General features: G+C 39.3%; 22 protein-coding genes and 2 pseudogenes. 14 read left to right on the top strand and 10 right to left on the bottom strand.

The genetic code is table 11. From position 1 onward, the window contains the following. Positions 1–142 precede the first annotated feature (142 nt). Positions 143–2,485: a penicillin-binding protein 1B gene (mrcB, locus tag L655_RS0110230; protein WP_024604976.1), complete on the top strand. Its 2,343-nt coding sequence runs from the start codon at positions 143–145 to the stop codon at positions 2,483–2,485. 65 nt (positions 2,486–2,550) lie between these two features. On the opposite strand, the pseudogene L655_RS01000000125430 reads toward mrcB, so the two are convergent. From L655_RS01000000125430 to L655_RS01000000125425, 5 genes and pseudogenes are all read right to left on the bottom strand, one after another. Further along, positions 2,551–4,391, bottom strand: a pseudogene (locus tag L655_RS01000000125430) (methyl-accepting chemotaxis protein). Positions 4,392–4,568: 177 nt separating this feature from the next. Beyond that, positions 4,569–5,849 carry a glutamate-1-semialdehyde 2,1-aminomutase gene (gene hemL / locus L655_RS0110220; protein WP_024604975.1) on the bottom strand — a complete coding sequence of 427 codons (1,281 nt, stop codon included), beginning with the start codon at positions 5,847–5,849 and terminating at the stop codon, positions 4,569–4,571. Between the two features lie 33 nt (positions 5,850–5,882). After that, positions 5,883–6,899, bottom strand: coding sequence for an aspartate carbamoyltransferase (locus L655_RS0110215; protein ID WP_002958914.1), 1,017 nt, complete (start codon positions 6,897–6,899; stop codon positions 5,883–5,885). A 272-nt stretch (positions 6,900–7,171) separates the two neighbouring features. Next, positions 7,172–7,606 carry a CopD family protein gene (locus tag L655_RS0110210; protein WP_002958913.1) on the bottom strand — a complete coding sequence of 145 codons (435 nt, stop codon included), beginning with the start codon at positions 7,604–7,606 and terminating at the stop codon, positions 7,172–7,174. A gap of 15 nt (positions 7,607–7,621) precedes the next feature. Then, positions 7,622–9,276, bottom strand: a pseudogene (locus L655_RS01000000125425) (chloride channel protein). A 321-nt stretch (positions 9,277–9,597) separates the two neighbouring features. Between L655_RS01000000125425 and erpA the strand changes: the two are divergent. After that, a complete protein-coding gene (erpA, locus tag L655_RS0110200; RefSeq protein ID WP_002958911.1) occupies positions 9,598–9,936 on the top strand; it encodes an iron-sulfur cluster insertion protein ErpA in 339 nt (112 codons plus the stop codon). Positions 9,937–9,985: 49 nt separating this feature from the next. On the opposite strand, the gene L655_RS0110195 is transcribed toward erpA, so the two are convergent. Next, positions 9,986–10,174 carry a hypothetical protein gene (locus L655_RS0110195; RefSeq protein ID WP_024596569.1) on the bottom strand — a complete coding sequence of 63 codons (189 nt, stop codon included), beginning with the start codon at positions 10,172–10,174 and terminating at the stop codon, positions 9,986–9,988. A 445-nt stretch (positions 10,175–10,619) separates the two neighbouring features. On the opposite strand from L655_RS0110195, the gene L655_RS0110190 reads away from it, so the two are divergent. Beyond that, complete coding sequence (locus L655_RS0110190; protein ID WP_024604974.1) at positions 10,620–10,859, top strand: helix-turn-helix transcriptional regulator; 240 nt, start codon at positions 10,620–10,622, stop codon at positions 10,857–10,859. Positions 10,860–10,929: 70 nt separating this feature from the next. Here the strand turns inward: L655_RS0110190 and L655_RS0110185 are convergent, their stop codons facing one another. From L655_RS0110185 to L655_RS0110170, 4 genes are read right to left on the bottom strand one after another with little or no spacing between them, the layout of a single operon-like run. Continuing rightward, the gene (locus tag L655_RS0110185; protein ID WP_024604973.1) at positions 10,930–12,309 is read right to left on the bottom strand and encodes an MFS transporter; all 1,380 of its coding nucleotides are present in this window, start codon (positions 12,307–12,309) and stop codon (positions 10,930–10,932) included. Positions 12,310–12,358: 49 nt separating this feature from the next. Next, a complete protein-coding gene (locus L655_RS0110180; RefSeq protein ID WP_024604972.1) occupies positions 12,359–12,979 on the bottom strand; it encodes a peptidylprolyl isomerase in 621 nt (206 codons plus the stop codon). A gap of 2 nt (positions 12,980–12,981) precedes the next feature. Beyond that, positions 12,982–13,542: a YajG family lipoprotein gene (locus L655_RS0110175; RefSeq protein ID WP_024604971.1), complete on the bottom strand. Its 561-nt coding sequence runs from the start codon at positions 13,540–13,542 to the stop codon at positions 12,982–12,984. Next, complete coding sequence (locus L655_RS0110170) at positions 13,543–14,685, bottom strand: methyltransferase (RefSeq protein WP_024604970.1); 1,143 nt, start codon at positions 14,683–14,685, stop codon at positions 13,543–13,545. 42 nt (positions 14,686–14,727) lie between these two features. On the opposite strand from L655_RS0110170, the gene L655_RS0110165 reads away from it, so the two are divergent. The 11 genes from L655_RS0110165 to nqrM all read left to right on the top strand — a co-directional run bounded on the left by L655_RS0110165 (position 14,728) and on the right by nqrM (position 24,634). Then, positions 14,728–15,339 (top strand): alpha-ketoglutarate-dependent dioxygenase AlkB, encoded by a 612-nt coding sequence (locus L655_RS0110165; protein ID WP_024604969.1) that lies wholly within the window; start codon positions 14,728–14,730, stop codon positions 15,337–15,339. Between the two features lie 61 nt (positions 15,340–15,400). Beyond that, positions 15,401–15,712, top strand: coding sequence for a BolA/IbaG family iron-sulfur metabolism protein (locus tag L655_RS0110160; protein ID WP_024596564.1), 312 nt, complete (start codon positions 15,401–15,403; stop codon positions 15,710–15,712). A gap of 113 nt (positions 15,713–15,825) precedes the next feature. Beyond that, entirely contained in the window at positions 15,826–17,019 is a 1,194-nt protein-coding gene (gene fabV, locus L655_RS0110155; RefSeq protein WP_024604968.1) for an enoyl-ACP reductase FabV, read from the top strand. Between the two features lie 365 nt (positions 17,020–17,384). Next, positions 17,385–18,728: a Na(+)-translocating NADH-quinone reductase subunit A gene (locus L655_RS0110150; protein WP_024596562.1), complete on the top strand. Its 1,344-nt coding sequence runs from the start codon at positions 17,385–17,387 to the stop codon at positions 18,726–18,728. A gap of 4 nt (positions 18,729–18,732) precedes the next feature. Continuing rightward, positions 18,733–19,935 carry an NADH:ubiquinone reductase (Na(+)-transporting) subunit B gene (locus tag L655_RS0110145; RefSeq protein WP_002958899.1) on the top strand — a complete coding sequence of 401 codons (1,203 nt, stop codon included), beginning with the start codon at positions 18,733–18,735 and terminating at the stop codon, positions 19,933–19,935. Continuing rightward, positions 19,928–20,680, top strand: coding sequence for a Na(+)-translocating NADH-quinone reductase subunit C (locus L655_RS0110140; protein WP_024604967.1), 753 nt, complete (start codon positions 19,928–19,930; stop codon positions 20,678–20,680). The genes L655_RS0110145 and L655_RS0110140 overlap by 8 nt, the downstream gene beginning before the upstream one ends. After that, positions 20,680–21,312, top strand: a complete 633-nt coding sequence (locus L655_RS0110135; RefSeq protein ID WP_002958897.1) for an NADH:ubiquinone reductase (Na(+)-transporting) subunit D — start codon at positions 20,680–20,682, stop codon at positions 21,310–21,312. Before L655_RS0110140 ends, L655_RS0110135 begins: the two co-directional genes overlap by 1 nt. Positions 21,313–21,322: 10 nt before the next feature. Beyond that, positions 21,323–21,931 (top strand): NADH:ubiquinone reductase (Na(+)-transporting) subunit E, encoded by a 609-nt coding sequence (gene nqrE, locus L655_RS0110130; RefSeq protein ID WP_002958896.1) that lies wholly within the window; start codon positions 21,323–21,325, stop codon positions 21,929–21,931. Positions 21,932–21,949: 18 nt separating this feature from the next. Further along, positions 21,950–23,179 (top strand): NADH:ubiquinone reductase (Na(+)-transporting) subunit F, encoded by a 1,230-nt coding sequence (gene nqrF, locus L655_RS0110125; RefSeq protein WP_002958895.1) that lies wholly within the window; start codon positions 21,950–21,952, stop codon positions 23,177–23,179. Positions 23,180–23,288: 109 nt separating this feature from the next. Next, the gene (locus tag L655_RS0110120) at positions 23,289–24,320 is read left to right on the top strand and encodes an FAD:protein FMN transferase (protein WP_024604966.1); all 1,032 of its coding nucleotides are present in this window, start codon (positions 23,289–23,291) and stop codon (positions 24,318–24,320) included. 101 nt (positions 24,321–24,421) lie between these two features. Then, positions 24,422–24,634: a (Na+)-NQR maturation NqrM gene (nqrM, locus tag L655_RS0110115; RefSeq protein ID WP_007376137.1), complete on the top strand. Its 213-nt coding sequence runs from the start codon at positions 24,422–24,424 to the stop codon at positions 24,632–24,634. Positions 24,635–24,976 lie beyond the last annotated feature (342 nt).

The following is a 24,976-nucleotide window of genomic DNA, read 5'->3' as shown; positions in this document are numbered from 1 at the left end:
TTAAATAATAGTGTGTTTACACAAAGCCCGACTTCGGTAGGGCTTTTTTTGTTTCAGGGGGGGTTAACTTTTCGGATGTTAGGATATGCCCAATATGCTAAGCTCACACTCGTGAATAACCCTTGGAATAAATTACACTTAAATGGCCGACAATAAAAAAACACCTACCAGCAAACCTGCAGCTAAACGTGCTAGTAAATCGTCAAGCACGACAAAAAAAAGCACATCAAAGGGCAGTAAAAAAACAGTGAAGCCCACTGTTAAACGCTCTTTTATGAGAAAAACATGGTCAGTGTTTTGGAAATTCAGCTTGGCTGTTTTTATTGCAATGGCAATGTATTTCATTTATTTAGATTCAAAAACTACACGTATATTTGAAGGTAATAAATGGCAACTTCCAGCGCAAGTGTATGCTCGTTCTATGGAGTTTTATCCGGGGCAATTTTTATCAAGCCAAGAAGTTGTGTTTGAGTTAGAGCGTTTACATTATTCATCTGTTAATAGATTAAGCAGAACAGGGCAGTTTGTTAAAACAGCAGATAGCATCAAGATTTATCGCCGTGATTTTGAATTTTATGATGGCCTTGAAGAATCACATATTATTGAACTTCGTTTTGCAGGGCAAAAAGTTGCGACCATTAAAGATAAGTTCGGCAGACGTTTAAACTCTGCTCGCCTAGAACCTGTGCAAATAGCGCGAATTGGCAACGACTCTAAACAAGATAGAGAATTTGTACCGCTAGATAAGTTCCCAGCCATGCTTAAAGATACGCTACTGGTAGTTGAAGACCGTGATTTTTATGATCACCATGGTGTGTCGGTGTTTTCTATTTTACGTGCGCTTTATTCAAACATTAAAGCGGGACGCACCGTTCAAGGTGGCAGTACGCTTACTCAGCAATTAGCTAAAAATATTTACCTCACGCGTGAGCGTTCTTTAGTACGAAAAATAAATGAGGCCTTTATTGCCCTTATTTTAGATTATCGCTATTCAAAAGATCAGATATTAGAAGCTTACTTAAATGAGGTATACCTAGGGCAATCATACAACCAAGGCATCCATGGTATGGGGCTTGCCTCTGACTTTTACTTTTCAAAGCCTGTAGACGAGCTTGAGTACGATCAAATTGCTCTGCTGGTGGCAATGGTTAAAGGCCCATCTTATTACAACCCACGTCGTTATAAAGAGCGCACAATGGAGCGCAGGGACTTAGTGCTACGTCTAATGGTCGAAAATAAGTTACTTAGCACAAAAGAGTATCGTGCATCGCTTAATCGCCCAATTGATATTGCGCCAATGAAAGCCAGTTTACAAAAATCATACCCAGGCTATTTAGAGCTAGTAAACAGAGAGTTAAATGAATTATTACCTGATCAGCAAACACTTGATGCAGGCGTAAGAGTATTTACTTATTTTGACTTGCAAAAGCAAACAGCAATGGAAGAGTCGATTGAAAAGAGCTTACCGTATTTGGAAAATCGCCCCAGAACCGAAAAGCTAGAAGCAGCCATGATCTCTGTTAATGTTGAAAAAGGCGGTGTATCTGCACTTATTGCTGGTCGCGATGTTCGCTATTCAGGATTTAACCGTGTTTTAGACACAAAACGTAATATAGGCTCGCTTGTAAAACCTGCCGTGTATTTAACCGCACTGCAATTGCCACATTATAATTTAGCTACTTTGCTTGATGACTCGCCAGTACAGGTCACAAATGAGCAAGGTAAAGTGTGGCAACCAGAAAATTTTGACCACCAATACCGTGGTGCAATTGCGCTTTATAAAGCATTTAGTAACAGTATAAATATCCCAGCGGTTAATTTAGGCCTCGATGTAGGTGTTGATAAAGTAGTAAATACATTGAAAGGTTTAGGCGCAACAGGGGCGATAGACGAATACCCATCGCTGCTTTTAGGGGCTGTTGAAATGTCGAGTTTTGAAGTGGCTCAGCTTTATACAACAATTGCTGCAGATGGCGAATATAAAAAGCTCACTGCAATTTCGGCATTAACTGACTCTGTTGGTAAAGTACTTTATAAGCATAAAGTAAATGCAGAGCCTCGTTTTGATAAATCTGCAATGTATATGACCAAATACGCGATGAAACGCGTAACGAAAGATGGCACTGCTAAACGCTTAAATTTACACTTTCCGTCAATCCAGCTCGCTGGTAAAACAGGGACCAGCAACGATTTACGTGATAGTTGGTTTGCAGGCTTTGATCAAAATACAGTGACTGTTGCGTGGCTTGGTCGAGACGACAACAAAAGTACGGGGTTAACAGGCAGTGTGGGAGCGCTTGAAGCCTATATACGTTACTTAAAGCCACTTAACCCACAAGCAATAGCTGATACGCGTCCGCCATCAATACGCTGGGCATTTGTAAATGAGCAAACGGGTAAGCAGGCACCACCAGGATGTGGCAAGGTGATTCAGCTACCGCTTAGGGCGAGTGAGTTCGAGCCTAGGCCGCAATGCATACGTTAATTTAAGATTACTTTAAACAACAAAGCCGCTTATTTAGCGGCTTTGTTGTAAGTTGTAGTTAACGCTTAAGATTTAAAAAACTGCATTGATTTGGTTAAATCATTAGATAAGCGACTTAATTGCTGTGCATCTTGTAGCGTTGATTGAGCCGATGTTAGCGTTTGATCTGCTAAATTACTCACTTCTTGCGAATCATTTAATGCTTGTGTTGTTGCATTTGATTGCTGTTTAACACGCTCTGCAATTACTTCTCCTTGATGTTTAATATCGCCCATACTTTGCTCTGCACTTTGCAATACTTCATTGGTTTGATTGGCTGCTTTTACTGATTGCTCCATTTTTTCAACACTTGAGCGCATTTTTTGCTGGGTGTCGTCAGATGCTTGTTGTAAAGAGCTAATAATTTGATGTATTTCTTGGGTTTGTGTTTGTGTACGCTGAGCAAATGTTCTTACCTCATCAGCTACAACGGCAAATCCACGACCATGCTCGCCAGCTCGCGCGGCTTCAATAGCGGCATTAAGTGCAAGCAAGTTTGTTTGATCGGCTATTTCACTGATCCCTTTACTTACTTTGCTAATTTCTGGCTATCTTGTGCTAGCTTATCGAGCGCTTGTTGGCTCTCTGCAAATTCAATTTGGAGGTCTTGCATATATTTAGCAAGCTCCAGTGTATTGTCTGAACCTTGTTTCACATGAGCTGCAGCATTTTGTGCGGTAAGCGTAGCTTGATGCGCTGACTCTTCAACTGCAAGTGCGTTTTGAGCCATATCGCTTAGTGCATTATAAATGGCATTGACTCGAATTTGCTGTTTTGAAACATCATTGCTTGTTTCGCTACTCGCATGTGATAGCGATTTAGTTGCATCGCATAGCTCTTCTGTACTTGTTTTAACATCAAATAATAAATGTGAAAATGCATTAAGTAATGCATTGTAGCGCGATGCAATAATTCCCATTTCATCATTAGTGCTCGAATCGATAGTGGCATTTAAGTCGCCATTCGCGGCTCTATTCGCGGCATCAGCAAAGCGATTAATGGTATCAACAACTGCAAAATAAAAACCAATCATCAAATAAAATGCAAATAGCAAACTGATCAATGAAGCAGCTAAAACAAGATTTCGTGTCCACTGTTGAGTTTGCAGTTTTGCCTCTATAAGGCTCTCATGTGTTGGAATGCTCTTACTAACAAGTTGATTAATACTACTGTGAACGTTGTTTGTTAGCTTAGTGAACTCTGCTTGAGTTAATAGAATATCGTCTGGTTCAAGTAGTTTTTCATCTATCGCTTTTTTAAATGCTCCCACAGCACTGTGTAAATTAGTTAAAGGAGGCATGAGCGCTTTGTTTACTGCTTTATCTGCATTGGTGGCTACGTTGAGTATTTTATCGAGTTGTTTTTCGTATAAAGGAAGTGACTTACTAAAATTTGAAAGTGCTATAAACGTATCAGGCGTAAAACGGTTACTAGCTAAAACAGTATTAGCGCTTTGCGCTGTTGAGTTTATTTGCATTATAAGTGCAGGAATTGGCGTGACTAAAGAGCGGTTTACATAAGCGCTTGCTAATTGACTGTCTAAGGCTAGATTTGATTGAATAGAAACAAGTTCAAGTACTTCATTTGCTTGTGTGTCTTTTATATCAAAGCCGAGTGAGCGAGCTATTTTTATATTTTGATTCGTATCTCCCTGCATTTGATTTGAAAGTATAGCTCTGTAGCCTTTTAAGCCTTGCTGCTGCATTTTTGAAACAGTAATACTTTCACTTAATAACGAGAATAAAAAAAACAAACTAAGTGCTAGAGGAACGAGTAAAATTCCAAACATTAAGCTGATTTTAGTTTTGTATTTTAAGTTTGCCATTAGCTGGATAGCGGGAAAAGAAAATTGGCGTAATCCTGACATAAGGCTCTCTTGTATTTTTTGTAATAGAGTAAAGGTGAATAGACCTTGTTATGCTTAATTATCATTCATTTATAGACATACAAATAAAAAAAGCCCTTTCGGGCTTTTTTCAATCTTTAGTCTTAATTACATACTTAAAAACAAGTGGTTACAAATGTATAAATAGTAATTTTTAGCTTAAAGTTTAGCAAACGAGCGTTCCGCTGCCGCTATTGTGTTTTTTACTTCTTGCTCAGTATGCGCAGCACATACAAAACCAGCCTCAAATGCTGATGGGGCAAGGTAAACGCCTTCTTCAAGCATAAGGTGGAAAAAACGTTTGAAGCGCTCTAGGTCACACTCAGTTGCTTGCTTGTAGGTTGTTACTTTTTCAGCATCAGTAAAAAAGAATCCATACATGCCGCCCGCATAGTTAGTTGTTAGCGCAACACCGGCTTTTTTAGCACCAGCTTCAAAGCCTTCACAAATTGCTTTTGAAATAGCTTCTAACTTATCGTGAAGGCCAGGCTCACTTAATAGCTCAAGTGATTTTAAACCTGCAGCCATTGCAATAGGGTTACCAGAAAGAGTACCTGCTTGGTAAACTGGTCCTACAGGCGCAATGTAATCCATTATTTCAGTTTTACCACCAAACGCGCCAACTGGCATGCCGCCGCCAATTACTTTACCTAAACACGTAAGATCTGGTTTAATGTTGTAATAAGCTTGTGCACCGCCAAGTGCAACACGAAAGCCTGTCATTACTTCATCAAAAATAAGTACTGATTTATATTCGTCACACACATCACGCAAACCTTCTAAAAAGCCAGGCACTGGTGGAATACAGTTCATGTTACCGGCTACTGGCTCTACAATAATACAGGCAATTTCGTCTGCGTATTTTGCAAAAATAGCTTTTACTTCATCTAGGTTATTAAACGAAACTGTAAGTGTATGCTTAGCAAAGTCTTCAGGAATACCTGGAGAATTAGGCACACCCATTGTTAGCGCACCAGAGCCTGCCTTAACTAATAACGAGTCAGCGTGACCGTGGTAACAACCTTCAAATTTTAATATTTTATCGCGACCGGTAAAGCCACGTGCTAAACGAATTGCACTCATTGTTGCTTCAGTGCCTGAGCTAACCATGCGTACTTTTTCGATTGATGGAACTAGCTCTTTTACTTTTTCAGCCATTAATATTTCGGCTTCAGTTGGTGCGCCATAGCTAAGGCCATTTTCTACAGCTTCGTGTACAGCTTGTTTAATTGCAGGGTGATTATGGCCCATGATCATAGGCCCCCAAGAGCCAACATAATCAATGTAACGATTACCGTCGGCATCAAATGTAAACGCGCCTTCTGCTTTTGTAATGAATAGTGGCGTACCGCCTACACCATTAAAAGCACGAACTGGTGAGTTTACGCCACCAGGAATAGAAGCTTGGGCGCGTTCAAATAAGTCTTGGCTAATTGTCATGAAAAATCCTATAAATTGTCACTTAAAAGGGGGTTAGCTGTCGCGTTTGCGGCTAAACCAAGGTACGTCTACTTCATACTTATCGACTTTGTTTTCTACGCCGAGTGTTAAAGCAAACAGTGCCATACGAATTAATACGCCGTTTTGTACCTGGCGAAATATTGCTAAATTGTCGTTACTGTTTAAGTCGTTATCAAGCTCGTTGGCTTCTAAGCGACTGTCACGTGGAAGAGGATGCATTAATACAGAGTTAGGCTTACAGTGAGCGCTGTAAATAGATTGGCTAATCCTAAAGCCGCCACGGTATTTATTTGCTTCTTCTTGCGATGGAAAACGCTCTTCTTGAATACGTGTTTGGTAAACAATATCGGCTGCTAAATTGCCTTCCATCTTATTTACTAGCTCAATTTTATGGCCAGCATTTTCTACTGCATCTAAAATGCTTGTTGGCATTTGTAAGCCATCAGGCGCGACCATCGAAAACTTTACGTTTTTATAATGGCACAATAGTTTAGATAAAGAATGCACTGTGCGGCCATACTTTAAATCGCCCACAAGCGCTATATGCATACCATCAATATTTTGACCAAAACGGTGTAATTCACGCTCAATGGTTAATAAGTCAAGCAATGCTTGAGTAGGGTGCTCATTTGGGCCGTCGCCGCCATTAATAACCGGCACAGTACAGCCATCAGCAAATTCACTTACTGAGCCTGCATCAGGATGGCGCATAGCAACAGCGTCAGCATAAGCTGAAATAACGCGGGCGGTATCGTAAAGAGACTCACCCTTAGCAAGGGCTGAACTTTGCATACCTGTAGTTTCACGTACGCCACCGCCAAGTAAATTAAAGGCGGTGCCAAAGCTAACTCGTGTACGAGTGCTTGGTTCAAAAAACAAATTAGCTAAAATAGCGCCTTCTAGCACCGTAGTTTGCTTTTGCTTTTTAGCATAAGGCTCCATTTTTTTTGCTACTGCAAAAATACGTTCAATGCAGTCTCTGTCTAGCTGATTTACAGACAGTATATGCTCACCTTGGAAACTTAACATGGGGTTATTCCTAATCAATCAAATGGGCGCGATAATCCATAAATGGAGCACGCAATCGCGCGTGTTAAAGCAAGTATTGTAAATTGCAGCGAAGTTTAACATGCGCCGCAAAGCTTGTACCAACCGGCATAGATATTTGAGCAATTTAGCGCATTAAATTTCACTATAACGTTGTTAAAAATTTTTAACCTAGAACAACTAGATAAAAAATTTTGCCAAGCTCTAGCGTAATTTTCTAAACGTTAAATAGACCCCATATAAGCCGATTGGTATTATAAATTAGGTTTTATTACCGCAAGCGCCACTATGATGAGCAACGCAATAACTGGGAGCTCGTTAAAAATACGGTAAAAGCGGTCTGTCTTAGTGTTGCGGTCATGTTTAAAGTCATTTAATAACTTAAAACAGTAGCCGTGGTATATATATAATATGATCACCAGCACTAGTTTATAGTGTAACCACATACTGTATCTAAACCAATCACGACCATATTCAACAATGGTCAATACACCAAATACAGCGGTTAATACAGCAAATGGGGTAACGAAATAAAGTAGTCTGCGCTCCATAACTTTTAACATAGAGTTGCATGATCTTTCCTCGCTCATAGCGTGATATACAAATAATCGAGGCAAGTAAAAAATACCGGCAAACCACGCAATCATAAAAAATATGTGGAGTGTTTTATAAATCAATAATGCGCTCATAATAGTCCTTATTGTTTAAAGTAAGCTGTTACGAATGGTTAAAATATGATGAATTTGATCCCAGCGTAATAGCCCCATAATTTGTTGATTATCTAAAAGGTTATAAACGTAAAGCGCGCCACTTCTTTTATCTTTTAGGATATCGAAAGCATCGGCTAGGGTGGCCTGACTACTGATGCCCTGCAAACTAATATAATTTATATTTATTGTTTCATTAGACATTAGCGTTAAATCGTATTCAGCGAGACGATAGCCATTTTCTTCGTCAAAAACAATTAACGGAGTTTGGCTATCCATGGCATCTAATGTGCTTTTTATTTGCACTTTGTCGTCAGAATAAAGCAATTTAAAGTCTTCATCCATATCATCCATTATCCCCACTTTTTGTAATGCTTCGGTAGCGGGAGATACATGGTACGGTAATCCCTGAAAATCTAGTTGCTGCAAAAATATGGAGCGATTTCCAAAAAACTGTAATGCTGTTACATAGGCCGTGGTGATCACAAGCATAGCTGGAACAATTATTTCAGGTGACGATGTAAGCTCCATGACAGTTGTTAAAGCAGCTAGTGGCGCATGCAACGTGGCGGCCATTAATCCGGCCATACCTAACACGCCATAAGTACCCGCTATATCAGTGCCAGGACTAATAAACTGAGCAAAAAAAGCCATTAGAGTGCCAATTAATACGCCAAGCCCAATTACCGGACCAATTAAACCACCTGGTATACCCAAACCGATAGCAAACAATGTAGCAAGTAGTTTAGCGATTAAAATAGTTGTGAGTAGCTTCACGTCATCAGGAGATTCAACCGCGATAGTTATTGCGCTCATACCAGAGCCCATAGCATGAGGCACTGCGTAAGCTATTAAGCTGGCAATGCATCCTGCAATTAATAAACGAGGGAACATACTTAAAGGTTTAAATGTTTTAATAATTAGCATTAAGTTTTGATTAAAGCTAAATGCAATAGCACCCAGCGCCATACCGCATAATATTAAATAAGGGTAATGCCAACCACTCAATGGCGCTATGGTAATGAGTGCAAGCTCTGAACCTTCACCAAAAACAAACTGTGTTGCCAGTGCGCCAGTAACAGCGGCAAGCATGATAGGTACAAATATATGTACTTTATATTCACGAAGTACCACTTCCATTACAAAAATAACGGCTGNCCTGCCGCTACTCCACAACCACTTAGAGTACGCATGGCATTATGCGGTAAATGTAGCTTATCTGCCAAAATACTCGCCCCCGTTGCGCCCATATGCACGGAAGGCCCTTCTCGGCCAACTGAAAAACCGCTAATGAGAGCAAGTGCGCCACCAACAAATTGATTAACCGTATTGTATAAAGGCATTTGCCCGTAGTGACGTTTAATTCTGTGTATAACGAAGGGGATACCCAAGCGGTAATGTTTAAACCCAGTAAAGGCAGCAAACGTGGCTATTAGTAATGCAGCAACTAAAGGCATTAGTACACGTTCAAGTGTTGGTAGGGTAGTAAAGTCGTCAGGTGTTTCTAAAAATAAGCTTTGGAAAAACAGAATGGTTAAGCGAAATAAAATAATAAAAAATGCAGCAATTAATCCGGCAACTACGCCTAATAAGCATAATTGTACAGATGTTTTAGGTTTTGCCAGCCGACGCCTGAGTTGCTCAAGCCACATGCATAATTCCTCGCTGTATTTTTCAGCAGCATTTTAGCAAAAGAGTTTAGCTAAGTCCTTGTGATTTTGAAATTTTCGTAACTTATATTAACAATTTGCAGTGAAGATTAAGACCTATTGCCTATAACTAAAATATTTAATGAGTTTATAGCGTATAAAGGTCGCTTTTAGTTTGCTTAAGTATTATTTTAGCTAGTTAATGTTTGGCCACTTTTTTACTAATTTATAGGTATAACTTAGAGGAAAGAGTTGTTTTACTATACTTGATTAAAACACTCGGGTATTAGATAATCACGCCATTGCGATATTGAGGGTTTTAAAATGTCTGAAGAATTACCAATTAAGTTCAGCGATGCAGCTGCTGTTCGTGTTAAACAGTTAATCGACGAAGAAGAAAACCCAGACTTAAAACTGCGTGTTTATGTAACAGGCGGTGGTTGTTCTGGTTTTCAATATGGTTTTACTTTTGATGAAAAAGCTAATCCTGGCGATTTAGAAATTGTAAAAAATGGTGTAACACTCGTTATTGATCCAATGAGCATTCAATATTTGGTTGATGGTGAGGTTGATTACACTGAAGGATTAGAAGGCGCACGCTTTTTTGTATCTAATCCAAATGCAACAACAACTTGTGGTTGTGGTGCAAGCTTTAGCGTTTAACAGCTAAACGCTAAATAGAATAAAGCCGCTTTTGCGGCTTTTTTAATGCCTACAAATCGGTTGGTGCGTATTCGGTAATTTGCATTATCAATACAAAAAAGCCGAGCACAAAGGCTGAAAACGCTAAAATATACATAAAGCCTTTTTTACCTTGTTTAATTGGTACGCCGTTGTGGCGCAAAAAAAAGTACCAACCTAAACACAACACGATAGGTAATAAAAAAAGAAGTCTGAACATTACTTGGCCTTTTTAGTGCAAATTATTGCTTAATAATAAACGTGTAACATTAAAAAGGAACAAATATGTTATAAATATTTTTAAGCTGTTTTATGAAGGTAATATTATTTTTTAATATTTTCTGATAACTTAGGTCAAATATTCAGTGTTTATAAATGTTCGTTCAGGTTGATTTTGTACCGAGTATGTAATTAATTATTTAACCAAAGTGTTAATAGTATATAATGTATCCAAGAATGAGACGGGCAAAATTTCATTCTCAATAAAAACAAATCTTTACCATATTATTAGCGTAGTTTTTAGCTGTGTTGGTGGAGTGAGTAGCAAAACATGCTTTATTAAGCAATAGCTTGCTATTGAAAGTATGACTGCTTACCTGCCTACGGCTATTGATGGAAACTACTGCTTTAATGGGTACGTCAAATCATCTAGTAGGAGATGTAAAATGATGGGCAAAACAGTTTCTTCTGAAGAAAATGCAAAGCTAACAAAGTGGCTTAAAACTAAGCGCCATGAAAAGGGTCATACAATGCGAAGCCTAGCACAAGTGCTTGGAACGCCTCATTCGTTTATCGGCAAGATTGAAAATCAAGAACGCCGTTTAGATGTAATTGAGTTTGTTCGCTATTGTACAGCTCTACAAGTTGATCCACATGAAGCACTTAGCTTGCTAAAAGTAGATTAACTCAATAATTGCTTAGTACACTTTAAGGGGCACTTGATAGTGCTAAGCAATATGTTAATGCAGGGATGCATTAAATATTTTTATGGTAATTCTTCTCAAGCTCATACAACTTATGCCTAATCAGATATAAAAATATCAACGAAGGTAAAACCATTAAGGCTGTTAAAATAAAGAACAGCGACCAATTTCCCATTAACCAATCATCAATTACTACACCACTGTAGCTTGAAAGCAATGTTCGTCCTAAATTCCCTAATGACGCCAGTAATGCATAGTGCGTTGCACTAAATGCTCTATCGCATAACATCGATATAAAGGCCACCATAGCGACCAACGACCACGCTTGCGTAAAGCCATCAATAACAATAGCAAAGGCATACAGCCTTAGGTCAGGGCCAACTAAAGCAATCCATGAGAAGGCTAAGTTTGAAGCAGCCATCGCAATACCACTTACAAATAAACCCTTAACAATGCCATATTTTTGATTAAATAAACTGCCAACAAAGGTAAATATGATTGTAAGTACCGCTGTACCTACCTTCGAAAATGTAGCTATATCGCTATTACTAAAACCAATTTCTTTATAAAACACAATCGACATGCGCCCTAAAAACGCTTCGCCTATTTTAAATAAGAAAATAAACGCAAGTAATGCTAGTGCTGTTTTAACGCCATTTTTAGTAAAAAAAGCTCTAAAGGGATCAATAACGGTTACCGCAAGCCACGCAACAGTTTTTGTTAAAGGAGTTTGTTTTGTAGAGGACAGTTTTTCAAGGTACACACGCTCAAGTTCAGCATGTACTGCTTCGCGGTTAGTTTCGGGCTCTTTTGCAAACAGTGCTCCACTCATTAACAGCAGCATTACGGCAGCTAAAAAGTAATAAATTTGTGGCCAGTCGAGTGAGGGGATATCGGCCATGTAAAATGGAATGGCGCCTAAAAGTGCATAACCTGTCCACCAACCAGAAGTTGCCATGGCGGCTGCAGCGGTTGCTTTGTGTGATTCGCTTTCGTTTAGGGTGTCTATTCTAAAGGCATCAATAGCAATGTCTTGAGTAGCCGAAGCAATGGCGATTAATAAACAAATCGCAGCAACAATTGCCAAATTAGCTTTTAAATCAAGCCCTGCTAATAGCAAGGTGCCAATAAAAATAAAACTTTGGCAAAATAGTATCCAACTGCGACGTTGGCCTAGCCATTTATATAAAATAGGAAGTTTTGTACGGTCAATGAGTGGCGACCACAAAAAGTTTATGCTGTAAGCGCCAAATACAATGCCAAATAGGCCTATCATACTGCGACTTAGCCCTTCATCTTTTAGCCAAGCAGACATAACAGAGCCAATTAAAACCCACGGAAAACCGCTACTCATACCAAATATGAAAATGTGGGTTAAGCGTTTGTCTTTAAAGTAAGAAAAATATTCGCTAATAGAGAGAGATTTGCTCATAGGGCCTTCATTGGCTTTGATGCAGAGCAGCTAAGCTGCTCTTAAAAAATTATAGTGGGACTTGTTCAAGCACTTTAATATTTAAGATGACAACAGGTTTTTTAGGTACGAAATCGTAGCCAATTTTTTCATTAAAACCGGTTTCAACAGTCATAATTTTATCAAGCGTGTCGTAACCATCCATTACGCTACCAAATACTGCAAAGCCCCAATCTTTCCCTGGATTTAAGTGATCGTTATTATCCATATTAAAAAAGAATTGGCGAGTTCCTGAGTGCGGTTGTCTATCTTGATAGGCCATAGCAATGCTATACATATCGTTTTTTAAACCGTTACCGCTTTCATTAAAAATAGGGTCATTTTCATGTAGACCATCATAGTCTTTATCGTAACCGCCACCTTGAATAACAAAGTCGCGATCATTTTCTACATCGCGCTCAATGCGATGAAAAACGCTGCCTTGATAACTTTTGTCTGACACGTAAGTTAAAAAATTATTGACTGTGATGGGCGCTTTAGAGCGATCTAGCTCAACCACGATGCTACCCATTGAGGTTACAATTTCTACGCGTGGAAAAATGTTGTCCTTTTGCACAAAGCGGCCTTCTTGGGCTGCTAAGCTACTTACACTAAAGAATAGGACTAAGCAGATTAAAAAAAGTCGTTTCATAGTTAACCTTCTAAAAATTCTATTAATTCAGGGTCAGATACAATGCGGGTAATAACTTGCTCAGTCAACTTATTGAGCTGACCTTCTATTTTTGCTCGCTCATGACTAAATGGGCCTTCTAAATTAGCACTACCTCTATACACTTTACTAAAGTTACTTGAGGCGCGAATAACACGCACGCCAAGTTCTATGTGGGCTTCGCTGGTATGGCTCACTAGCTTTTCAGTTACAACAGCTTGCAATGCATGAATATCTACTTCAAAGCGAACCGTTGCTAAGTTAGAAATACTGGCTCCATTGCGGCTTAGGGCGCTGTCTAACACACTTTTAATAGAGCTGGTAATACCTTGGCTTGCAAAGGTTTTAGTTTTGTCTGACTCAATAAGTTTAAGTGTTGATGTATCGCCACGTAAATCAATTACACTAGTACTTAAGCTACTATTTATAGTGCTTATTTGACCATTTTTATAAACAGGGTTAAGTATTACTTGGCTAGGCTGATTCGCGCAGCCAGCAAGTATCAGTAATACACAACACCCAATTATAATGTTTGTTAATTTCATTTATAGCATTCCACTATTTTTTGTTGCACTTAAAACGACAAACTTTTTGTTTGAACCTAACAACTTACAGTTGCCGAACATACGGTTTAATTTATCATGATAATCTAAATGACGATTACCAATAATACGCAGCTCGCCGCCTTCTTTTAAAGTATCTTTTGCTTGTTTAAACATTTGCCAAGCAATATGGTCGGTAACGGCCTGAGCTTGGTGAAATGGAGGGTTACAAAGCACCATATCTACACTGTCTCTTTCAAAGCCTGTTAAACAGTCGTTTTCGATGAACTCGCAGTTATCAAACTTATCGCCTAGGTTAATTTCTACATTTAACCGAGCCGACTCTACTGCCATGTAAGACTCATCAACAAAAGTAACTGATGCATTAGGGCAACGAGCAAGCGTCATTAATCCAACAACTCCGTTACCACAGCCTAAATCAATAATGCTTTTAGCTTTTGGTGTTTCTGGTAAGTAGTTAAAAAAGAAGCGTGCACCAATATCTAACGAATCACGCGAAAACACATTTGCATGGTTTGTTATATTAAACTCAGTACCTTCAAGCTCCCACGTTACAGGGAAGTCTGCTGCTTTATATCCGCCTTTAGCTGTACTTAATATAAGACGGGATTTTTTAACTGCTAGGCTAGTTTTTGTTTCACCAATAAATTGCTCAAATGATTTTATTGTTGAGTTGTGAATTTCTTTTGTTTTACCTGCGGCAATTACTGGCGTACCAGGTGCAAGGACTTCACTGAGCTCACTTAACTGAAACTGTAAAAACCCCACATTACGAGGGATTTTAATAAGTACTAAATCAACATCCTGCGGTAATGCAGACAAACTATCTAATTGTGTAAAATCTGCTGTAGGCAGTTTGTTTTCTTGTAAGTTATAAGCCGCAGCTTGGTGGCTAATATAAGAATCGTTAACTGAACAAACCGTTAACTTATTAAAATAACAAGCAAGTGCACCAAAGCTATCGTTTAAAATAAGCAATGAGCGACAATCAGGGTGATGTTCGTTAACATAATTGATAAGGTACTCATCTGCCGAATCCCACGCTTGTAAGCTGCGGTTTTTTTGATCCAAAGGAAAGCGTTCAAGAGTAAAGGTTTTATCGCCTAGCTGGGCTTGCGTCGTCATAATGGTTCGTTGATCAGTAATCTAATGTAGGTAAATTCTAACATGCAACGGCAAAACGCCAACCCCCAACAGTTACCAAATGGCTTTTCTTATCAAAGTAGGGCACTTAGTGCACAAAAAAGCCTCGATCTATTTTATTATTTGCAAAAAAACCTACGTTGGCAGCAACCCGATGTAACTGTTTATGGTAAAACGGGGCCTATTCCACGGCTACAATGCTTCATGAGCGATTTAAATATTGAATACGGCTATTCAAGTAGTAAGCAAATAGTAGAGCCATGGGATGAATTGTTACTTAATATGAGAAGGCGTTTAGAGGCGCACTTAAATCAGCCTCTAAACTCATTACTCGTTAATTATTACCGAGATGGTAATGATACGATGGGCTGGCACAGTGATGATGAAATAGAGCTTGGTGATAAACCAACAATTGTGTGTGTCTCGCTAGGAGCTGATCGGGTTCTAAAGTTAAAGCACAAGGCGAGCAATAAAGTAACCGACTTAAAATTACAAAGTGGCAGCTGTTTAATAATGAATGGACATAGCCAGCGAGATTATCAACATGCAATACCTAAACAAACAACGCTTGCACATCCTCGAATAAGTTTAACTTACCGATTTATTAAGCACATTAAACAAAAGCAATTTAGTTAGCCAAGCGCTGCGTTAAATTGTTATAGTAAGTGTATAAATTAGCTAATTAAAACGGTCTTTTATGTCAATGCAGCAACAGATCCAAGAAAAAATAAGCAACGCTATTGCGTGTAAACATTTAAACGTAATTAACGAAAGCCATATGCACAGTGCGGGCACTGAATCACACTTTAAAGTAATAGTGGTTAGCGAAGGTTTTACAGGTAAACGTTTATTGCAGCGCCATCGTGAAATTAATGAAATTCTAAAAGATGAATTAGCAAATCATATTCATGCACTCGCAATTCATACATATACACCCGATGAGTATACAGAGCAGGGCGGCGAGGCACCAGATTCACCTAATTGTATGGGCGGCTCTAAATTAGCTTAAATAATTAATAGTGATTTGATAGTTACACTTGTGGTTAACTGATCAGATCAGTGTTTTTAGTATTAGCCTTTAAACTAGCGCTAATTTTTATTGTAAAAGATATAGGATGATCAATGGTCATTAAGCCTAAAATTCGTGGATTTATCTGCACAAACGCACACCCAGCTGGTTGTGCAGAGCATGTTCAAGAACAAATTAACTATGTAAAACAACAAGGCGCATTAAAAAGTGCACCAAAAAATGTATTAGTTATTGGCGCATCAACAGGCTACGGCTTGGCATCGCGCATTACTGCTGCGTTTGGTGGTGGTGCTAAAACATTAGGTATTTTCTTTGAAAAAGAAGGTACAGATCGTAAAACAGGCTCTGCTGGTTGGTACAATACCGCTGCTTTTCAAGAAGCTGCAGACGAAGCGGGTCTTTGGTCTAAAAATATTAATGGCGATGCGTTTTCTAACGAAATCAAGCAAAAAGCAATCGACACTATTAAAGCAGATTTGGGTAAAGTAGATTGTATTATTTACAGCCTAGCGTCTCCTCGTCGTACTGATCCAAATACAGGTGAAATGTTCTCATCTACACTTAAGCCAATAGGTAATGCAGTAACCACTAAAAACTTAAATACATCAAAGCGTGAAATTGATGAAATTACGGTTGAAGCTGCAAATCAAGACGATATCGACAACACTATTAAAGTAATGGGTGGTGAAGATTGGGAAATGTGGATTGATGCATTAAAAGAAGCCGGTGTACTTGCCGATAACTTTAAAACTACAGCGTATACTTATATTGGTAAAGAGCTAACATGGCCAATATACGGACACGCTACTATTGGTAAAGCTAAAGAAGATTTAGACCGTGCAACGGCTGCTATTAAAGAATCAACAAAAGATTTAAATGGTGAGGCATATGTTTCATCACTTAATGCAGTAGTGACACAAGCAAGTTCTGCTATTCCTATAATGCCGTTATATATTTCTGCTTTATTTAAAGTTATGAAAGCAGATGGCACATATGAAGGCACCATTGAGCAAATTCACGCATTATTTAGTGAAAACCTATACGGTGAATCGCCTCGCTTTGATGACGGTGGGCATTTATTCCAAAACTATAAAGAGCTAGAAGACGATGTGCAAGCACGCGTTCAAGCTGTATGGGATAGTGTTGATACAAGCAGCATTGATGAGCTAACAGACTATGTTGGTTACCATAATGAGTTTTTACGCTTATTTGGTTTTGGTATAGACGGTGTTGACTACGATCAAGACATAGATTCAGTTAAGCCAATTGCTAATATGATTGACTAACAGAATTTTAGTTATAAAAAAGCCGCTATAGCGGCTTTTTTTGTATTATGCGATTTGTTTAATTTACGATGGAATCAGGAACGATAATTGCTTAGGCTACTACTTTGGTCTACCTTGATTTTTATTTAAACCACTTAACAAAACTAAATAAGTGTTTCTGTCGTATAATTTTCATAAATACACTCGCATAGTCATCTAAAATGATGTTAAAATCTCGACAATATGTGATGAGTTTTACTACGTTGCTTGTTTGACATTTCTAGCAAGCTGCTCTTTTGTACCTTGATACAACTTGGAATAACTCAAATGGCGACGTGGTTGATACGATTTTTCAGTTTCTTTCCTTTAATGTAATGCAAGTGCGTATGATCAATATAAAAAAAGGTCTGGATTTACCCTTAGAGGGCGCGCCACAGCAAGTTATACATGACGGTTCTGCTGTCAAACGTGTAGCTGTGCTTGGTGAAGAGTTTATCGGTATGCGTCCAACCATGCATGTTCGTGTGGATGACCAAGTCAAAAAAGGCCAGGTACTTTTTGAAGATAAAAAGAACCCAGGCGTCCTATTTACTGCTCCAGCTTCTGGTACAGTAAAAGAAATAAATCGTGGTGCTAAACGTGTGCTGCAATCTGTTGTTATTGAAGTAGCAGGCAGTGAGCAAATCACCTTTGACTCTTTCAAAGCAGACGAGCTTCCGAGCTTAGAGCGCGAAAAAGCCAAAGAAGTACTTATCCAGTCTGGTCAATGGACAGCACTTCGTGTTCGCCCATTCAGCAAAGTAGCGGCTGTGGATGCAAATCCTAGTTCTATTTTTGTGACCGCAATCGACACAAACCCATTAGCTGCAGATCCTGCAGTAATTATTGCAGAAAATGCGCAAGCATTTGAAGCGGGTCTTGCAGTTGTTTCGCGTTTGACCGATGGCAAAGTATTTGTGTGTAAAAAAGCAGGCAGCCAAGTTCCTAGCTCATCTATAGCTCAAGTAGAAGTACATGAGTTTGGTGGTGTGCATCCGGCTGGCCTCGTTGGCACTCATATCCACCATCTTGATGCAGTTTCTGTTAGCAAACAAGTTTGGCATATTGGTTACCAAGACGTTATTGCGTATGGTCACTTATTCCTTACTGGTGAAATTTACACAAATCGTGTTATTTCGCTTGCAGGTCCTCGCGTTAAAAACCCACGTTTAGTGAAAACACAATTAGGTGCTTCATTGGATGATTTAGTGGCTGGTGAGTTAGAAGACGGAGATAACCGCGTTATTTCTGGTTCTGTTCTATCGGGTTCTATTTCAAACGGTGTTCATGCATTCTTAGGTCGTTACCACGTTCAAGTATCTGTTTTACTTGAAGGTCGCGAAAAAGAATTGTTTGGCTGGATTGCACCAGGTAGTGATAAATTCTCTGTAACGCGTACATTCCTTTCTCACCTTGCACCAAGTCGTTTATTTAAAATGACAACGTCAACAGGTGGTTCAAAACGTGCCATGGTACCAATTGGTAGCTATGAGCGTGTAATGCCGTTAGATATTTTGCCTACTCTATTATTACGTGACTTAATTGCACGCGATTTAGACAGTGCAATTTCATTGGGCGCGCTTGAACTTGATGAAGAAGATTTAGCATTATGTACCTTCGTTTGTCCAGGCAAATACGAGTATGGTTCTATCCTACGCGATTGCTTAACTACGATCGAGAAGGAAGGCTAGAGAGATGGGTTTAAAAAAATATCTAGAAGATATCGAGCCGAATTTTGAAGCCGGTGGTAAATATGAAAAGTTTTATGCTCTGTATGAAGCAGCTGCAACTATTTTTTATACACCAGGCTACGTAAATAAAGGCGCGACACACGTACGCGATAACATCGACCTAAAACGCATGATGATTTTAGTGTGGATGGCAACGTTCCCTGCTATGTTTTTTGGTATGTTCAATATTGGTCATCAGGCCGCTGGTGCTTTAGCACAAGGTTTTGAACTAGCAAACACGTGGCAAGTTGGTTTGTTCCAGTTATTCGGTGGTGAGTTAACCGCTGATGCAGGCTGGGGCGCTAAGATGTTCTATGGAGCATGTTTCTTCTTACCTATCTACGCTGTAACATTTGCAGTAGGTGGTTTCTGGGAAGTTATATTTGCTTCAGTGCGTAAGCATGAAATTAACGAAGGTTTCTTCGTTACTTCTGTATTATTTGCACTTATTTTGCCAGCAACTATTCCTTTATGGCAAGTTGCGTTAGGTATTACGTTTGGTGTAGTAATCGCTAAAGAAATCTTTGGTGGTACTGGCCGTAACTTCTTAAACCCTGCTTTAGCCGGTCGTGCATTTTTATTCTTTGCATACCCAGCTCAAATCTCAGGTGACACAGTATGGACAGCAGTAGATTCTTTCTCTGGTGCAACTATGCTAGGCCAAGCATTTGCTGGCACACTTGACTTTGCAAACATGGAATTATGGTGGAATGCGTTTTATGGTTTCATTCAAGGTTCTGTAGGTGAAACATCTACACTTGCATTATTAGTAGGTGGTTTGTTCTTAATTTACGTTCGTATCGCTTCTTGGCGCATCGTACTAGGTGTATTCCTAGGTATGGTAGCAACTGCATTTTTATTAAATGCTGTTGGCTCAGAAACTAACCCTGTATTTGCAATGCCTTGGTATTGGCATTTTGTACTTGGTGGCTTTGCGTTTGGTATGTTCTTTATGGCTACTGACCCTGTATCAGCTGCATTTACTGACAAAGGTAAATTAGCATATGGTCTATTAATTGGCTTTATGGTGGTTATGATACGTGTTGTGAATCCTGCTTTCCCAGAAGGCATGATGCTAGCAATCTTATTTGCTAACTTGTTCGCTCCACTGTTCGATCACTTTGTAGTGCAGGCTAATATTAAGCGGAGGTTGGCACGTAATGTCTAGTAATAACGAATCAATCGGCAAAACGTTATCAGTTGTTGTAGCACTATGTTTAGTGTGTGCAATCATTGTATCGTTTGCTTCTGTACAGCTTCGTCCTTTACAGCAAGCTAATAAAAACAAAGATATTCAAAGCAATATCTTAGCTGCTGCGGGCATCGACAAAGTTGAAAATGTTCTTGAAACATTTGATGCAAAAATCGAAGCGCGCGTTGTAAACATGACTACAGGTGAGTTTGTAGATACAGACCCAACAATCTTTGACTTTGAAAAAAGCAAATATGATGCAGCGCTAAGTGTTTCTCTTAAAGAGAAAGGCGTTAAAGATATTGCTGGTATTCAACGTGTGACTAAAGAGTCACCGGTGTATATCTCTAAAAAAGAAGATGGCTCAGTTGATGCAATCATTCTTCCTATCCAAGGCTACGGCTTATGGGGCTTAATGTACGGTTTTATCTCGCTTGAAAGCGATGGTGAAACAGTTAAGGGCATTATCTTTTACAAGCATAATGAAACCCCAGGTCTTGGTGGCGAAATCCAAAATCCACAGTGGACTGCTACATGGGAAGGTAAAGAACTTCCAATTCAAATTGTTAAAGGTACTGCGGGCAATGATGAGCATAAGATCGATGGTCTTTCAGGTGCTACATTAACGTCTAACGGTGTTGATCATGCAGTTGACTTTTGGACTGGCGAAAATGGCTTTGGCCCTTTCCTTGCGAAAGTACGTAAAGGAGCATTGAAATAATGGCTGATACTAAAGAAATGAAGGCGGTCCTATTTGGTCCGGTTTTAGCTAACAACCCAATCGCACTACAAGTACTTGGTATTTGTTCTGCGCTAGCGGTAACGTCTAGCTTAAAAAATGCGTTAATTATGTCAATTGCATTGACACTTGTAACTGCGTTTTCGAGCTTCTTTATCTCGCTTATTCGTAACCAGATCCCATCATCTGTACGTATCATCGTACAAATGACCATTATCGCATCATTGGTAATCGTTGTTGACCAAGTATTACAGGCATTTTCTTATGCTACTGCAAAAGAGCTTTCTGTATTCGTTGGTCTAATCATTACTAACTGTATCGTAATGGGTCGTGCTGAAGCATACGCGATGAAGTCGCCACCACTTATGTCATTCCTTGACGGTATTGGTAACGGCTTAGGTTACTCTGTAGTACTACTTACTGTTGGTTTCATTCGTGAGCTATTTGGTAAGGGTTCACTATTCGGTGTTGATATTATCCCATTAGTACAAGATGGCGGTTGGTATCAGCCTATGGGTCTATTGATCTTACCACCGAGTGCATTCTTCATCATTGGTTTGTTCATATGGGTACTGCGTACTTATAAGAAAGACCAAGTAGAAGCTAAAGCGTAAGGGGCAAATAGTGGAACATTATATTAGTTTATTTGTAAAAGCCGTTTTTATTGAGAACCTAGCGTTGTCATTCTTCTTAGGCATGTGTACTTTTTTAGCGGTATCTAAAAAAGTAACTACATCAATTGGCCTAGGCATAGCGGTTATAGTTGTATTGGGTATTTCTGTACCTGTAAACAACTTGGTTTATCATGCGGTACTTGCACCTGGTTCACTAACTTGGTTAGGTTACCCAGATGCAGATCTTAGCTTTTTACGTTTCTTAACTTTCATTGGTGTTATTGCAGCACTTGTGCAAATTCTTGAAATGGCATTAGATAAGTTTTTCCCTGCACTATACAACGCGTTAGGTATCTTCTTACCACTTATCACAGTTAACTGTGCAATATTTGGTGCGGTATCATTCATGGTTGAGCGTAACTATAACTTCGGCGAGTCTGTTGTTTATGGTATTGGCGCTGGTGTTGGTTGGGCACTTGCAATTACATTACTTGCAGGTATCCGTGAGAAACTGAAATACTCAGACGTACCTGACGGCTTACGTGGTTTAGGTATTACCTTCATCACTGTTGGTTTAATGGGACTTGGCTTTATGTCATTCTCTGGTATTTCACTGTAAAGGTAGCGAGGATAAATCATGGATTATCAGATTTTCTTAGGCGTTGGTGTTTTTATCGCTATCGTTGTACTACTGGTTTTAGTCATCATTGGTGCTAAATCTCAGTTAGTTGCAAGTGGCGATATTATCATCGGCATTAATGGCGACCCAGATAAAGCCATTAAAACATCAGCAGGTAGTAAGCTTTTAGGCGCACTATCTGAGTCAGGTATATTTGTATCATCTGCTTGTGGTGGCGGTGGCTCTTGTGGTCAGTGTCGTGTACACATTAAAGAAGGTGGTGGTGATATTCTGCCAACTGAGCTTGATCACATATCTAAAGGTGAAGCCCGTGAAGGCTGTCGTTTAGCGTGTCAGGTAAATGTTAAAAATGACATGGAAATTGAGCTTGAAGAGTCAATTTTCGGTGTTAAGAAGTGGGATTGTGAAGTTATCTCTAATGATAACAAAGCAACGTTCATCAAAGAACTTAAGCTGCAAATTCCAGATGGCGAGTCAGTGCCGTTTCGTGCGGGTGGTTACATCCAAATCGAAGCTCCACCTCACCATGTTAAATATGCAGATTTCGATGTTCCTGAAGAGTATCGTGGCGACTGGAACCATTTTGGTTTCTTCGATCTGGAGTCAAAAGTAGACGAAGAAACAATTCGTGCTTACTCAATGGCTAACTACCCAGAAGAAGAAGGCATCATTATGCTTAACGTGCGTATTGCTGCTCCACCTCCAAGAAACCTTAGCTTGCCGTGTGGTAAAATGTCTTCGTACATTTGGTCACTTAAAGAAGGCGACAAGGTAACTATTTCGGGTCCATTTGGTGAGTTCTTTGCTAAAGACACTGACGCAGAAATGGTATTTGTTGGTGGTGGTGCTGGTATGGCGCCAATGCGTTCTCATATCTTTGACCAACTTAAACGTTTGAACTCTAAACGTAAGATGAGCTTTTGGTATGGTGCACGTTCTGAGCGTGAAATGTTCTACGTAGAAGATTTTGACGGCCTAGCCGCTGAAAATCCTAACTTCGTATGGCATACAGCACTTTCAGATCCACAGCCTGAAGATAACTGGGAAGGCTATACTGGCTTTATCCATAACGTGTTATTTGAGAACTATCTTAAAGATCACGAAGCGCCTGAAGATTGTGAGTACTACATGTGTGGTCCTCCAATGATGAATGCGGCAGTTATTACTATGCTTAAAGATTTAGGTGTTGAAGACGAAAATATCTTACTAGATGACTTCGGTGGCTAACACTAATACCAAAACAGTTTAGTTTTGGTTAAAATACCAGCCTCGTAGCACTTGTGTTACGAGGCTTTTTTTATTCTTTAATTTTATCAATCTATTAAGTAGAGCTGTTATGAATCGAGTAAGTACTTCACAGGGCATAATGGCCTTTTTACTAATTACACTGACTTTATTATTGTCTGGGTGTGGTGAAAAGCCAGAGTTAAAAGAAACCTTTTTAGAAGGTAAGACTATGGGTACCACTTATCATATTAAATATTATGATGAGCAAGCCCAGCTATCGGCTTCACAACTACAGCTGCAAATAGACGCTGTTTTAAAAGATGTGAACCAATCTATGTCTACTTACATAGAAGACTCTGAAATAAATACATTTAACAGATTACCTGCAAATCAAGTCATGCCAATTAGCGAAGATTTTAGGGCTGTTATAAGCGAGTCTATTCGCTTGGGTGAATCAACTAAAACACTCGACGTAACAATGGGGCCTTTAATTGATTTATGGGGCTTTGGGCCTGATAAAAAACCAACTAATCGCCCAAGTGATGAAGAGCTTGCAAGTATGGTTGAAAAAATAGGCATTGATAAACTTATCTTAAATGAGCAAGGACTGGCTAAAACAGTTAATGGACTGGAGCTTTCTTTTTCGGCAACAGCTAAGGGCTATGGTATTGATAAAGTTGCCCAGTTATTAGAAAGCCACGACATTACTAATTACATGGTTGAGATTGGTGGTGAGCTGCGTATAGCAGGTGAAAAGCCAAATAATCAGGATTGGAAAATCGCGATTGAGCAACCAGATGCGCAACCTGGAGAGCGTAAGGTACACCGTGTTTTATCGCCAGGTACAAGTGGTATAGCGACATCGGGTGATTACCGTATTTTTTATAAAATGGATGGCGAGATCTATACCCACTTAATTGATCCAGCAACAGGTATGCCTATTAAGCACGACTTAGTGTCGGTAACTGTGCTTCATCCAAGCGCTATGACAGCAGATGGTTTAGCGACGGCACTTACTGTAATGGGGATGCAAAAAGCGCAAGCTTATGCTGAGCAACATGATTTACCGGTTTATTTAATAGGTAAATCAAAAGAGGGTTTAATTACCTACTCAAGCCCAGCATTTAAGTCTTATTTATAGTATGGTGCTGACTTGTTTATTTCCGTGTTATTTGGGTATATAATAGCAGTCGCTCAAAAATATTTGAGTTTAATTTATTGCTGATCAATAGGGGCTAAGCAATGTCACTTTTTCTTCTTACTTTTGGCTTACTAATTTTGATAGTTTCGGCTATGGCCGTTGGTATGATCGTGCAAAAAAAATCTATGGCAAGCAGCTGTGGTGGTTTAGGTTCGGTTGGTATTGATAAAGCCTGTGATTGCGATGATCCATGTGATAAACGCAAAAACCGTTTAGCAAAAGAGCAAGCCTGGAAAGAAAACCAAATTATTTAAGCCTGTCTTAAATATTAAAAAGCGCTTTATAGCGCTTTTTTTGTGCCTGTAAAACGCCTTCGCATCATAGCTTCCAAAGCAATCCAATCTAAATGTATTAGACAAAGGTATATAGTTTAGTTTTTTTCACCTATTAGGTTTATTTTTCTCGTTTGTCAAATTGGAGCTAACACTCTAAAGTTTAACCATAGACACAGAGCAAGGCTCTCGTCATAAGCTTGAGGCAAGTTAGCCTCGCTTAAAAGAATCTTTATATTGTGTGTGAAGATGTTGTCAGTGTGAAAGGCAACTCAAGTTCGGTGGATTCACTTCCATAAAGAACGAGTTTGAGTTGTTTTTATT

The sequence above is a fragment of the Pseudoalteromonas sp. TAE79 genome (assembly GCF_000498015.1).
In the GTDB taxonomy this organism is placed as follows: Bacteria; Pseudomonadota; Gammaproteobacteria; order Enterobacterales; family Alteromonadaceae; genus Pseudoalteromonas.
Note: the sequence above shows the minus strand (reverse complement) of the source record. Positions and strands in the feature narration are given on the sequence as shown.